General features: G+C 60.7%; 14 protein-coding genes. 4 read left to right on the forward strand and 10 right to left on the reverse strand.

Features of this window, described 5'->3' with window-relative positions:
* Positions 1 to 4 precede the first annotated feature (4 nt).
* The 4 genes from ROSMUCSMR3_RS11660 to ROSMUCSMR3_RS11675 form a co-directional block, all read right to left on the reverse strand.
* Positions 5 to 1,330, reverse strand: coding sequence for a TRAP transporter large permease (locus tag ROSMUCSMR3_RS11660; protein WP_008279639.1), 1,326 nt, complete (start codon positions 1,328 to 1,330; stop codon positions 5 to 7).
* 12 nt (positions 1,331 to 1,342) lie between these two features.
* Complete coding sequence (locus ROSMUCSMR3_RS11665; protein WP_008279638.1) at positions 1,343 to 1,849, reverse strand: TRAP transporter small permease; 507 nt, start codon at positions 1,847 to 1,849, stop codon at positions 1,343 to 1,345.
* 108 nt (positions 1,850 to 1,957) lie between these two features.
* Complete coding sequence (locus tag ROSMUCSMR3_RS11670; RefSeq protein ID WP_008279637.1) at positions 1,958 to 3,106, reverse strand: TRAP transporter substrate-binding protein; 1,149 nt, start codon at positions 3,104 to 3,106, stop codon at positions 1,958 to 1,960.
* Between the two features lie 25 nt (positions 3,107 to 3,131).
* Complete coding sequence (locus ROSMUCSMR3_RS11675; protein ID WP_008279636.1) at positions 3,132 to 3,311, reverse strand: hypothetical protein; 180 nt, start codon at positions 3,309 to 3,311, stop codon at positions 3,132 to 3,134.
* A 136-nt stretch (positions 3,312 to 3,447) separates the two neighbouring features.
* On the opposite strand from ROSMUCSMR3_RS11675, the gene ROSMUCSMR3_RS11680 reads away from it, so the two are divergent.
* Positions 3,448 to 4,485: a LacI family DNA-binding transcriptional regulator gene (locus ROSMUCSMR3_RS11680; RefSeq protein WP_081507418.1), complete on the forward strand. Its 1,038-nt coding sequence runs from the start codon at positions 3,448 to 3,450 to the stop codon at positions 4,483 to 4,485.
* Between the two features lie 52 nt (positions 4,486 to 4,537).
* Here ROSMUCSMR3_RS11680 and phbB read toward each other — a convergent pair whose 3' ends face one another.
* The 3 genes from phbB to ROSMUCSMR3_RS11695 all read right to left on the reverse strand — a co-directional run bounded on the left by phbB (position 4,538) and on the right by ROSMUCSMR3_RS11695 (position 7,584).
* Positions 4,538 to 5,260: an acetoacetyl-CoA reductase gene (gene phbB / locus ROSMUCSMR3_RS11685; protein WP_008279634.1), complete on the reverse strand. Its 723-nt coding sequence runs from the start codon at positions 5,258 to 5,260 to the stop codon at positions 4,538 to 4,540.
* 170 nt (positions 5,261 to 5,430) lie between these two features.
* Complete coding sequence (locus ROSMUCSMR3_RS11690; RefSeq protein ID WP_008279633.1) at positions 5,431 to 6,606, reverse strand: acetyl-CoA C-acetyltransferase; 1,176 nt, start codon at positions 6,604 to 6,606, stop codon at positions 5,431 to 5,433.
* A gap of 141 nt (positions 6,607 to 6,747) precedes the next feature.
* A complete protein-coding gene (locus tag ROSMUCSMR3_RS11695) occupies positions 6,748 to 7,584 on the reverse strand; it encodes an EAL domain-containing protein (RefSeq protein ID WP_081507419.1) in 837 nt (278 codons plus the stop codon).
* A gap of 108 nt (positions 7,585 to 7,692) precedes the next feature.
* Here ROSMUCSMR3_RS11695 and ROSMUCSMR3_RS11700 point away from each other — a divergent pair, with 108 nt between their 5' ends.
* From ROSMUCSMR3_RS11700 to ROSMUCSMR3_RS11710, 3 genes are read left to right on the forward strand one after another with little or no spacing between them, the layout of a single operon-like run.
* A complete protein-coding gene (locus tag ROSMUCSMR3_RS11700; RefSeq protein WP_081507420.1) occupies positions 7,693 to 8,292 on the forward strand; it encodes a DNA-3-methyladenine glycosylase I in 600 nt (199 codons plus the stop codon).
* 4 nt (positions 8,293 to 8,296) lie between these two features.
* On the forward strand, positions 8,297 to 8,512 hold the full coding sequence (locus tag ROSMUCSMR3_RS11705; protein ID WP_008279630.1) for a hypothetical protein: 216 nt from the start codon (positions 8,297 to 8,299) through the stop codon (positions 8,510 to 8,512).
* A gap of 1 nt (position 8,513) precedes the next feature.
* The gene (locus ROSMUCSMR3_RS11710) at positions 8,514 to 9,359 is read left to right on the forward strand and encodes an urea carboxylase-associated family protein (protein ID WP_081507421.1); all 846 of its coding nucleotides are present in this window, start codon (positions 8,514 to 8,516) and stop codon (positions 9,357 to 9,359) included.
* 42 nt (positions 9,360 to 9,401) lie between these two features.
* On the opposite strand, the gene ROSMUCSMR3_RS11715 is transcribed toward ROSMUCSMR3_RS11710, so the two are convergent.
* From ROSMUCSMR3_RS11715 to ROSMUCSMR3_RS11725, 3 genes are all read right to left on the reverse strand, one after another.
* Positions 9,402 to 10,667 (reverse strand): ABC transporter permease, encoded by a 1,266-nt coding sequence (locus tag ROSMUCSMR3_RS11715; protein ID WP_081507422.1) that lies wholly within the window; start codon positions 10,665 to 10,667, stop codon positions 9,402 to 9,404.
* The gene (locus ROSMUCSMR3_RS11720; RefSeq protein ID WP_008279627.1) at positions 10,664 to 11,473 is read right to left on the reverse strand and encodes a taurine ABC transporter ATP-binding protein; all 810 of its coding nucleotides are present in this window, start codon (positions 11,471 to 11,473) and stop codon (positions 10,664 to 10,666) included. Before ROSMUCSMR3_RS11720 ends, ROSMUCSMR3_RS11715 begins: the two co-directional genes overlap by 4 nt.
* 88 nt (positions 11,474 to 11,561) lie before the next feature.
* On the reverse strand, positions 11,562 to 12,560 hold the full coding sequence (locus ROSMUCSMR3_RS11725) for an ABC transporter substrate-binding protein (protein WP_037296853.1): 999 nt from the start codon (positions 12,558 to 12,560) through the stop codon (positions 11,562 to 11,564).
* Between the last annotated feature and the right edge of the window lie 278 nt (positions 12,561 to 12,838).

The raw sequence follows: 12,838 nt of genomic DNA on the forward strand, positions 1-12,838 counted from the left end.
GGTCCTATTTGTAGACATCGGGAAGCATCGTGGTCGAAATCGCCGGGACATAGGCAATCAGCAGCACCACGATGAGCATGAAGAACACGAACGGCACGGCACGCCATGCAATCCGCAGGATGGATTCGCCGGTGATGCCCGACACGACAAAGAGGTTGAGGCCAAGCGGCGGCGTGATGAATCCCACACCCAAGGCGGTGATCATCATGATGCAGAACTGAATCTCGTTCATGCCGATATTGTCGGCCAGCGGTTTCAGAATGGGCGCGAGGATGACGATATTGGGCGTCGTCTCCATCACGCAGCCCGCCGCGATCAGGATCAGGATCATCAAAAGAATGAGCGTGGCCGGATCATCGGTCAATCCCGTCACCGCCGTTACAAACCCCTGCGGCACGCCCATGATCGCCAATGCCTGCGCCAAGGGCAGGGAAAAGGCGATGATGGGCAGGATCACCCCGTTGACCTTGGCCGAACTGATCAGCATGGCCGGAAAATCCGCCAGCTTGAGCGTGCCAAGGATAAAGCCAAGGATCACCGTGACAATGACCGCAGTCGCGCCCGCCTCGGTCGGCGTCAGCCGCCCCGAAAAGATGCCGTAAAAGATGATCCCCGGCACGATAAAGGCATACCAGCCCGACGCCAGCGCACGGCCCAGATTGGCGAAATACTCGCCAAACCCGACATTGCCGCCGCCCTCATAGCCATAGATACGATTGACCACGATATTGGTGATCAGGATCGACACAAGGATCAGCATCCCCGGAATAAGCGCCGCCATAAAGAGCGTCGAGGCCGAGATGCCCAAGACCAGACCGATGATGATATAGGCAATCGACGGTGGGATAAGGATGCCGGTACAGGCCCCCGCCGCCACCAGCGCACAGGCATAGGGGCGCGGATAGCCCGATTCCACCAGCCGGTCGATGGTCATCCGCCCCACCGCTGCAGCGCCCGCCGCATCCGATCCCGAGATGGCCGAGAACATGCCGCAGACAAGCACCGTGGCAGAGCCGAAACCGCCCTTGGCAAACTGTGTCAGCGCCTCCGCCACATTCAGAAACTTGCGACTGAGCCCGGTTCGCACCAGCACATCACCCGTCAGGATAAAGAGCGGTACCGCCGTCAGCGCAAAGGCGTCGATCCCGTCAAACAGGCTCTCCCCCACAAGGCTGAGCGGAAGCGCGCCCGACCACATCAGCATGACAATCGCCGCCGATCCAATCGCCGCCCAGACCGGCACAGCCAGCGCCACCAGCACCACGAATAGGATCACCGGCCCGTAAAAATCCCAGCCCAGATCGACGGTTTGCGAGAATGTATTCCACATGACGCGCGCCCCTCAATCAAACAGCTGATTGCCTTCGTGAACGGGTGTTCCGTCACGAAGGGCGCGCACGTCGCGCAAGAAGGATTGCACGAGCCGCAAAAGCATCAGGCCAAAGCCCACCGGCACCGCCAAGAGGAACCACACCATCGACACCCGCAACCCGGCACTGACCGAGCCGAACTTGGCCGAAACCAGCACCGTCTCCCACGACCAGTAAAGCGCGACAACTGCCACCGCTGCCATCACCAGATCGCCCAAGATATACAGCGCCGCCTTTAGGCGTGGCCCCACGTAATGCATGATCACGTCGATGCGGATATGCGCGCGCTCGCGCACCGCCGCCGCCGCCCCGATCCACGCCAGATAGATGAAAGCATAGCGCACGATCTCTTCGCCCCAGACCGAGGAATAGGCGAATACCTCGCGCCGGATCACCTCGATCGCCATGGTGACGACAAGCATCATGTAAAAGATCAGAAGCGCCCATCGCTCCAGATTGCGGTCCAGTGTGCTGAGCATGTCAAACCTCTCCGGTTCAGCGCACGCAGGTAGCGGCCCTGTCCCTATCGTTAGCGTCGTTGCAAAGGCCGGGCGCGGCGGTCACGCGCGCGCCCGGTCGGTCACGGCTCAGGCGTCGTGGACGTAGAATTTGCCCTGCGTGCCAGCGGCTTCGACCAGCTTGTCAAAGGTCTCCATCGACCCGGCCAACTCGGTCTTGAAGCTGTCCCACTCAGAGCGCTGATAGCCCACCGTGTCCTGCCATTCCGCCAGTTGATCGGCGCTCAGCGAATGGAATTCCACACCCGACTTGGCCATTTCAGCCATGGCAAAGGTCCGCGACGACGGCACCTTGGCAAGGTTCTGATGGAAGCTCATTTCAGAGGCCCATTCAATCGCCTCCTGCACATCGCTGGACAGGGTGTTGTACCATTCGAGGTTGCAGGCATAGGTTTGGCTGTCCGGCACCGCTTGGGTAAAGGTGACGTGGCTCAGAATATCCTTGAAGCCAAAGGCATAGAGCGCGCCCACCGCCGGGTCGAGCGCATCGGCCACACCCTGTTTGATCGCCGAAGGCGTTTCACCCCACGCGACCGGCGTCGGATTGGCCCCGCCCATGCGATAGAACTGTTGCAGCATCTGCGAACCGGGCACCCGGAACTTGACCCCCTGCAAATCCGCAGGCGTCATGATCGGGCCACCGCCGCCCTTACGCACGGCCATCACACGCGGGTCGATGCAGAAATAGAACATCGGCTTAAAGCCACGCGCCTCGACCAGCGCATTCACCTCGGTCTTCCAGATGTCAGAGGTCACAAGATTGACGAACCGCTGATTGGCCCCGCAGAAATAGGGCATGTTGATCAGATCCACCGCCGGGGCGAAGGGGGCAAAATTCGAAAGCGAGAATTGCCCCGCATTGATCGTGCCGCCCTGCACCTTTTGCGCCAGCGCCGACCCCACACCCAACTGCCCGCCGGGCGCGAGCTTGACATAGATCTTGCCGTTCGAGGCGTTTTGCAGGTTCTCTTTCACATCGAGCTGCATCATCGGATAGCTGCGCGTGGTGCCGATCACATATTCCGTGGCCAGCGTCATCACATGCTCTGCCGCCGCTTCGCGCTCGCGCTCTTCATTGGCGGTCTGTGCGCTCGCTTCGGATGACCAGAGCGTGCCCGCCGCCGCCGCGACAACCGCCGCGGTAAAGCTGCCGGTGGTGGCCAGTTTCAGAAAATTGCGCCGCTCTTCGGACGCAAGTTCTTTTGCTTCTTCAGTCATTCTTGTCTCCTCCCTGAGATCTGATTTATTTTCCGCGCTTGCGCGCCGCCTCGCTCCTCAACGTGGCAACGACAAAGGTCACAACCGCCGCCAAAAGCAGCAGCATTTCCCCCACACCTGTCAGAAACGCTGCATTAGCAAAGGCCCCCAACGCCACATTCACGCCAAAGGCGCCGAACAGGATCAGTGCTGCGATCAGGAACATGCGGCCCTCCCTCTCGCCGGAATTGCCGACGATTCGAGAGAAATGTAAGCGCTTACATATTTTCACGCAAGCTGTTATATTTCTCCAATGTCCTTACAGACGGATAGATTCCATCACGCAGACACCGGGCCACAGGATGAACCGACGCCTCTCCGACACCGCTCCGAACCTGCCCACGCTGGCGGATGTCGCCCGCGTGGCGGGGGTTTCGACTGCCACCGTTTCCCGCTGCCTGAATTCGCCGGCGCAGGTGCAGACCGCCACGCGCGACCGGGTGCTGAGCGCGGTCGCAACGCTTGGTTATTCCCCCAATTTCGGCGCCCGCGCCCTTGCCGCACGGCGGACCGGCATCATCGGCGCAATCATTCCGACGATGGAAAACGCGATCTTTGCCCGCGCCATTCAGGCCTTTCAAGAAGAATTGCATCTCAGCGGCCTGACCCTTCTGGTGGCCTCGTCCTCTTACAGCCCTGAAATCGAGGCGGATCAGATTCGTACCTTGGTGGCGCGTGGGGCGGATGCGCTCTTGCTCATCGGCCATGACCGCGATCCCGGAATTTATGACTTTCTCGCGCAGCGCGGCGTGCCCGTGTTGATAGCTTGGGCCTATGATCCCACACAGGCGCGCGCCTCGATAGGCTTTGACAACCGCCGCGCCATGGCAGGTTTGGCCGATGAGGTGCTGCGCCTCGGACATCGGCATATCGGCATGATTTCCGCGCTCGCGGCGGGCAATGACCGTGCTCGCGACCGGATTGCCGGGGTTCACGATGCTTTGCGCGGCCATGGATTAGACCCCGCCACGTTGCACCTGATCGAAACGCCCTACAGCATCGCCAACGGGGCCGAGGGAATGGCGCAGCTTATGGCATTGCCAACCCCGCCCACTGCCGTGGTCTGCGGCAATGATGTGCTCGCGGTCGGTGCCTTGCAAATGGCGCGTCAGCTTGGCCTCAGCGTGCCGCAGGATGTCTCGATCACCGGCTTTGACGATATCGAACTGGCAACCGTGGTTGATCCGGCGCTCACCACCGTGCATGTCCCGCACCGCGACATGGGCCGCGCCGCGGCGCGCCTCTTGGTCGATATGGTTGGCGATGGTGTGGCCCCCACCCCCGTCTGCCTTGACACGAACCTTTGTTTTCGGGGCACGCTCGCCGCCCCCAAGACATGACAAAGCCCGCCACCGGATCACCGGGGCGGGCCTTGAACATCACACAAGTCAGTTAGACAAAGAACTGCGCACCATTGGCCGAAATCGTCGACCCGTTGATAAAGCTGGCATCCTCGGACACGAGGAAGGTCACGCAGCGCGCGATTTCCTCTGGCTCGCCCAAACGGCCCGCCGGAATCATGCCGATGATCTTTTCACGCACCGCTTCCGGCACGGCCATGACCATTTCCGTGGCGATATAGCCGGGGCAGATCGCATTCGCGGTGATGCCCTTGGCGGCACCCTCTTGCGCCAGCGATTTGATGATGCCCAGATCGCCCGCCTTGGTCGCGGCATAGTTGACCTGACCAAATTGGCCCTTTTGCCCGTTGATCGAGGAAATCACCACAATCCGGCCAAAGCCACGGTCGCGCATGCCCGACCAGACCGGGTGAACCGTGTTGAACACGCCCGTAAGGTTGGTGTCGATCACCTCTTTCCACTGCTGCGGCGTCATCTTGTGGAACGGTGCATCGCGGGTGATGCCCGCGTTGGCGATCACGATGTCAATCGGGCCCAATTCCGCTTCGACCTGCGCGATGCCGTCCTTGGAGCTGTCATAGTCCGCCACGTTCCATTTGTAGGTCTTGATGCCGGTTTCCTCGGTGAACTTGGCGGCGGCCTCATCATTGCCGGCATAGGTCGCGGCGACAGTATAGCCCTCCTCCTTGAGCGCCCTGGAAATGGCGGCGCCGATTCCACGAGAGCCCCCGGTCACGAGTGCGGTTCTTGCCATGATATCCTCCAATCTGGCTGGTGCGTTGAAACTTGGTTATCGGTTTGAATTGAATTGCGCAATATTGTTGCGCAATAAATTTTCTGCGATGCAGCTTGCGCCGAAGGGATCAAGAAAAAGGGCACCGTCTGAGGTGCCCTTGATCCTGTATCAGACCGCGCCAGCGCGCCTCACGGACGCTCGACGCAGAGCGCAACGCCCATGCCGCCACCGATGCAGAGCGTGGCCAGACCACGCTTGGCACCGCGGCGCTTCATCTCGAACAACAGCGTGTTGAGCACGCGACAGCCCGAGGCCCCAATCGGGTGGCCAATGGCAATCGCGCCGCCGTTCACGTTGACGATGGCCGGATCCCAGCCCATTTCCTTGTTGACCGCACAGGCCTGCGCGGCAAAGGCCTCATTCGCTTCGACCAGATCCAGATCGGCGACAGTCCAACCGGCCTTGGCCAGCGCCTTGCGGCTGGCATGGATCGGACCCACGCCCATGATCGACGGGTCCAGCCCAGCGGTTGCATAGGACGCAATGCGCGCCAGCGGTTCGATCCCGCGCCGCTCGGCCTCATCGGCGCTCATCAGCAATGTCGCGGCCGCACCGTCATTCAGACCGCTCGCATTGGCGGCCGTGACCGAGCCATCCTTGGTAAAGGCGGGGCGCAGCTTCTGCATGGCGTCAATTGTCGCGCCGTGGCGGATGTATTCATCCTTGTCGACGATGATGTCGCCCTTGCGCGTCTTGACGGCAAAGGCGATCACTTCTTCGTCAAACTTGCCCGCCTTCTGCGCGGCTTCGGCCTTGTTCTGGCTGGCCACGGCGAATTCGTCCTGCACGTCGCGGGTGATCTGCCACTGGTCGGCGACGTTCTCGGCGGTCTGCCCCATGTGATAGCCGTTGAACGCATCCCACAGACCATCGCGAATCATCGTGTCGATATAGGTCATATCGCCCATCTTGTGCCCGGCGCGCAAATAGGCGGCATGGGGGCTGAGTGTCATGTTTTCCTGACCCCCGGCGCAGACGATGGCGGCATCGCCCAACTGGATGTGCTGCGCGCCCAGCGCCACGGCCCGCAAACCAGAGCCGCAAACCTGATTGATGCTCCAGGCGGCGGATTCAATCGGCAAACCGGCGTTGATATGCGCCTGACGCGCGGGGTTTTGGCCCTGCGCTGCGGTCAGCACCTGACCGAGGATCGTCTCGGACACTTCGCCCTTTTCGATGCCTGCACGGGCAACCACTGCCTCAAGCACGGCTGCGCCCAGATCATGCGCCGGCGTATTGGCGAAAGCGCCGCCAAAAGATCCGACAGCGGTGCGCGCTGCGGATGCGATTACTACATTGGTCATCTATGTCCTCCACCAGGATTTGCCGGGCCAGAGCATGGCACGACAGTGTCACATTTTCATGCACACCCTGTCTGTCACCTCCGCCGTTACGCGGCGTCATATCGTAGATGCCGCACTGCGGCAACGGACGGAGTGTCACATTCAAGCGGTGGCGCGGTCAAGGGCGCTGTCAATCCAAGGTGGCCGCACCGTAGGGGCCCCAAAGTAATACCCTTGCAAACAGTCGATCCCCAGCGCCGCAAGATAGGCGGCATCCTCTGGCTTCTCGACGCTTTCGGCCACTGTCACCATGTCAAATTGCTGGCCGATGCTGGCCAAGGCGGCGGTCAGCACCTGATTATCCGGGTCCGTAGCGATGCCGCGCACGAATTGCCCGTCGATCTTGAGGATGTCGAAATAGAACTCCTTGAGAAACCGGAACGAGGTATAGCCCGCCCCGAAATCATCAAGCGCAAAGCTGATTCCCTTGGCCTGCAACTCTTTCATAAAGCCTGTCACCAGTTCGGGCACCAGCATCGCCGAGCTTTCCGTGATCTCCAGAATCAGCCGCTCGCCAATGGTGGGATCATCGCTCAGCCCCTTTTTCAGCGTCCGTATCCAGCGGGAATAGCCGATCGAGCGCGCCGACATATTTATGGCCAGCCGCAGATCAGGATAGTTGATCAGCGTGCGCAGCCCCTTTTCCAGCGCCAGACAGTCGATGATCCGCCCGGTTTCCGTCACCTCAATCTGGGTGATGAAATCCTTGGCGGGGATCACCCGTCCGGTGGCATCGAGCACACGAATCAGCCCTTCGTAGAACGCAGGCCGATCCTGCTGGCGCGCAGGCACCACCGCCTGATAGGCCAACAGCACCTGTTTGTGATGCACCGCCTGATTGACCATATCGAGCACGGATCGGTCCCGCGCCGAAACGGCATAGGACAGCGGAGTATCGAATCCCGCTGGAATATCGGCCCATTTGTGTTTCTGTCCCATTTGCCCCTCCGGAACGCCTGTTCTCAAACTGGGGCAGATGGCTTAAGGATGGCTTAAAGCGCGCATTTGAACGAAACCGCCTGCGCGCCGGGCTAGAGGGGAAATTGCATGGAGCGTTGTGGCTGGGTCAGTGACGATCCGCTTTACCTGTCCTACCACGATACCGAATGGGGCGTGCCCGACTATGACAGCCGCGCCCTCTGGGAAAAGCTCATTCTCGACGGGTTTCAGGCGGGGCTGAGCTGGATCACCATCCTGCGCAAACGCGAGAGTTTTCGCGCGGCATTCCAAGGGTTTGATCCCCATGTCATCGCTACTTGGGGCGAGGCTGAGGTCACGCGCCTCTTGGCCAATCCCGGCATCATTCGCCACCGCGGCAAGATCGAGGCAACCATCGGTAACGCCCGCGCTTGGGCGGTGATTGAGGCCAACGAGGGCTTTGATCGCTACCTCTGGGATTTCGTCGGCGGGCAGCCCATTCAGAACGAATGGCAGACGCTTGCAGAGGTGCCAGCGCAAACCGATATTTCTGTAAAACTTTCCAAGGATTTGAAAAAGCGCGGCTTCAAGTTCTGCGGTCCCACCATCACCTATGCCTTCATGCAGGCGGTGGGGATGGTCAACGATCACCTCGTCACCTGCCCCTGTCATGCGCCGGTGCGACAGGCCGCCCCTGACCGCCGCTTTGGCACCATGGCCAAGGGATAGCTTCATGCTCGTCGTCGCGGGGTTGGTCATCGCCTTCGTGCTGGTGTTGATCCTGTCCAACCGGCGGACACGCTCCTGCCGCTGGCGCGCGGACCGGCGACAAGACCGCGATGGGCAATCCTATTACCGCTGCATGGCTTGCGGCGCGCAGGTCTTTACATCCAACGGCAAACCGCCTTTGGATTGCGCGGTAAATCCCCGCGACACCCAAGAGGACTAAGATGACCAACGCCCCCGCCGATGCAGCCGCCCGTCGCGCCGTGCCGCCCGTGATCTGCTACCCCAATGATACGCTGCCGGTGCCGGATCTGGCGCTCTATGCCGCCGCGCGCGCCAGTACGACCAAAGTGTCAGAGGTTCTCGTGCCTGCGCGCGAGGCGGCCTGCTTTCGCGCCGAGGCGGGGCAATTCTTTCGCATCACCAGCGTGGATGGCCCGCAAGTGGGCGATCTCAACCTTTGGAACGCGCATGACCTCACAGAGCGGTTCTATTCCGGCAAGACCCGCGCGCTCCACGGCACCCATGTGACCACCGGTGAACGGCTCTGGTCGTCCTTCCCGCACCTGCGCCCGATGGCCACGATCACCGGCGACAGCTTGGGCTGGTATGGCATCGACGCTTTCGGCGGCTCGGTGCATGACGTGATCGGCACGCGCTGCGATCCCTATACCGGCAACCTCTTGTCAGGTGTGCAGTATCACCACTGTTGTCACTCCAACCTCACGCGCGCTTTGGCGGATGAATTGGGCGTGGCACTGGCCGAGGCAGAACCCCATATTCATGATGTGCTCAACGTCTTCATGTGCACCGGCTTCACCCGCGACACCGGCCAGTATTTCATGAAAGCCAGCCCCGTGCGCCCCGGCGACTATCTGGAGTTCTTTGCCGAGATCGACATTCTGGGATGTCTCAGCGCCTGCCCCGGCGGCGATTGCTCCTCTGAGCATACCAGCGACACAGCCGCCTGTTACCCGATGCTGGTCGAGGTTTTTGCACCCGCACCGGGCACACTCAACAGCTGGCAAAGCCCCGCGCGCAATGGCTATAACGGCAGCCACGGGCGGTAAACAGGGCAGGGCAGGGCGCGTTGGCCCTGCCCGCACCTTACCTCAGACGCGGCCCTTCCACGGCACCAGCCAGTTTTCGGCCTTGCGCATCAGGATGTCGATGCCATAGCCGATGATCCCGATCAGGATGATCCCCATCAGCACGATATCGGTAAGCTGAAAGCGGCTTGCGACCATGATCATCATGCCTGCGCCCTTTTCCGCCGCGACCAGTTCGGCGGCCACCACCGTGCCCCAACAGACCCCCATCGCAACGCGGGCGCCGGTGAAAATCTCGGGCAGGCTGTTGGGCACAATGACATGGCGCATCAACTGCCATTTACTTGCCCCCAGCGAATAGGCGGCATGCACCTTGGAAATCGCCACGCCCGACACACCTGCGCGCGCCGAAATCGTCATGATCCAGAGCGCGGCCAAAAACAGCAGAATGATCTTGCCGCTCTCGCCAATGCCCGCCCAGATGATCACCAAGGGGATCAGCGCCAAGGGCGGCACCGGGCGCATGAATTCGACAATCGGATCGAACCAGCCGCGAAACCAATCACTCAGCCCCATGGCATAGCCCAGCGGAATCCCCACCAGCGCACCAAGGGCAAAGCCCACGATCACCCGGAACAGCGACCAATAAAGATGCTCCCACAGGGTGAAATTCTGATACCCCTGCTTTGACACTTCGATCAGTCGCGACACCACCGCTTCAGGCGCCGGAAGCCAGATAGGCTCCATCTGCATGCCCTTGGCGGGGGCGAAATTCAGCGATCCCTTGGCGGTCACGGCCACGGTGCCATCGGCCACGGAAACGGTCTGGCCTTCGCTCACCGGCTTGCCATCAATCGCGACAACCCGCGCGCCCTGATCACGCGTCACCTCGTCGTTCTTGTCCATCAACAACAGCTGCGACCGCCACGCGCCCACTGTCAGCACGTCATTCTTGGCAATCCCATCGCCCGGCTCGATCACCGGCTCTTCAACCGTCTCGCCCACGGTAAACACTCGCACCGTCACCGTCGCATCGTCGCGCGTGCCGTCGGGGGCCTCTAGCGTATAGGTGAATTCTGTATCGCCCATGAACGGCCCCGGCGCATGGATCGGCACCCATTTGCTGCCGGTAAATGCGCCCCAGATCAAAAAGATCGTCACGATTGAAATCACGCTCGCCCAGCGATCCGGGCGCACAGCGCTTTCATCCCCGAATGTCACCGTCTTGAGCGAGGTAAAATCGTTCATCTGCCGAAACTTGCGCACGCCAAAGCGCACGACGAAGAACGATGCCGCGAAAATCGCCACATAGATAATCAGGATGATCATGCGCCCGCCTCCTCTGCCCGGCCCATGATCTCTTCTTCCATGTCCCAGATCATCGTCAGGATTTCCTCTCGCTTGGCGGCGAAATCAGGAACTTTCTTGACCTCGCGCAGATCGCGGCCCGCGCCCATCTCGGCAAAGGGCAGGCGGTATTCCTTGTGCACCCGCCCCGGTCGTGGGGCCATCACCAAGAGCCGCTCGCCCAAAAGCAGCGCCTCTTCCACCGAATGGGTGATCAGGATGATGGTCTTGCCGGTTTCTTTCCACAGCTTCAGCACCAGACCCTGCATCTTTTCACGCGTCAGCGCATCCAGCGCCCCAAGTGGCTCGTCCATCAGAATCACATCGGGGTCATTCGCCAGACAGCGCGCCAGCGCCACGCGCTGCTGCATCCCGCCTGACAGCTCATAAACCGCCTTTTCCTTGAAATCGCGCAGGCCCACGACATCGAGCAAATGATCGACCGTGCCCGCCCATTCCTTTTCCCGCTTGCCCGCCATACGGGGGCCAAAACTCACGTTGTCGCGCACGCTCATCCATTCAAACAGCGCGCCTTGCTGAAATACCATGCCGCGCTCGGCATCCGGGCCGGTGACACGGTGCCCGTTCAGCGTGATCTGCCCCTCACTTGGGGCCAGAAATCCGGCAAGGATGTTCAAAAGCGTGGTCTTGCCACAGCCCGACGGCCCCAGCACGCTCATCAACTCGCCGGTCTTGATCTCTAGCGAGACATTTTTAAGCGCCTGCACATGGCTGCCATTCGGCAGATCGAACCGCATCGAGATGTTATCAATGGTAAGTGTCGACATCCCCACCCCCTGTTGTTTTTTTGGGATTGTTGGGCAAAGGCCCGCCCGTTTGTGCGGGGCGGGCCTCGTTTCAGTCCGTCAGCCGGGCTTACATGCCGTTGGCAGCGGCCAGCGGTCCGGTGTTGACGTTGTTCTCATAGGTGGCCAGCGCCGAATCGATGCTGCCTGCCTCGACGAACACCTCAGCCACGCCCTTCATGAATTCCTGCGCGCCGCCGCCCAGCCATTTGGCGGTCAACTGCTCTTCGGCAGAGGGGAACACAAAGGTGTCGATCGTTGCTGCCGTGGCCTCGACATCCATGCCGCTATCCTTGGCAATGACCGGCAGCATCGTGTCGCGATTGGCCGGATCGGCCCACATCGCATTGGCATCAGCCGTCACTTTCAGGAACTTGGCAACCAGATCGGGGTTTTCCGCGACAAAAGCAGCCGGGCCGGATGTCACGTCAAACACCAGAATGCCCAACTCTTCCTTTTCCGCACCGGTCAACAGCACATTGCCATGTTCCAGCGCGCGACGCAGCGAACCGCCCCAGCCGCAGAACATATCAACCGCGCCCTGCGCGATGGCGGCGGCCCCTTCTGGCGGGGCCATGTTGACCACGTCCATGCTGGAAATATCCACGCCGAAATGGTTCATCTGCTTGAGGAACCCGTAATGCGCAGCGGTGCCCAGCGGCACGGCAACCTTCTTGCCGGCCAATTCGCCCGCATTGGTCTTGTCGATCTCCAGCGCCGAGGCGACGACACAGTTGTCGTTGTCAGCATAGCTGACGGCCACGTCGAGCGTCTGCAAATCCTGCCCGGCGCTTGTCGCCACAACGAAGGGCGGAACGCCTTGGCTGACCGACAGATGCACATCGCCGGATGCCATCGCAGCACTCATCGCGGTGCCGGTGTCGAACGCGCGCCAGTTAACCTTGACGCCCATTTCCTTGTCATAGGTGCCCATTTCCTTGGCATACTGGAACGGCATCGGCCATTCGAGGAAATAGGCAACGGTGATTTCCTCTGCGCTGGCCGCTCCGGCCCCCGCCAGAAACGCCGCGCCAGCCACTGCCGACATCAGTTTGCTTTTCATACTCATCTTGTCTTCTCCCGTTGGTTACAGTCGTTTTTCTGTCTTACACCGCACGTATCGGCGGGTTTCTCCTGCGTCAGTGTCTTGTGGATCATACGCACTCCGAAACAGGCAACAGCCAAGAGTGAACCCGATCCACAGGCACTGATCAACGCAATTATAGCAGAGCTAAGATCATTTCAGTATTTCCGAAAAGGGGTTTTCGGATAGCCTTAGACAGCCGCCCCTTCCGCTCCTTTGGGTGAAAAACCGAAATTTGCCAGAAAGTTACAGCCAGACTCAGA

The sequence above is a fragment of the Roseovarius mucosus genome, assembly GCF_002080415.1.
GTDB lineage: Bacteria > Pseudomonadota > Alphaproteobacteria > Rhodobacterales > Rhodobacteraceae > Roseovarius > Roseovarius mucosus_A.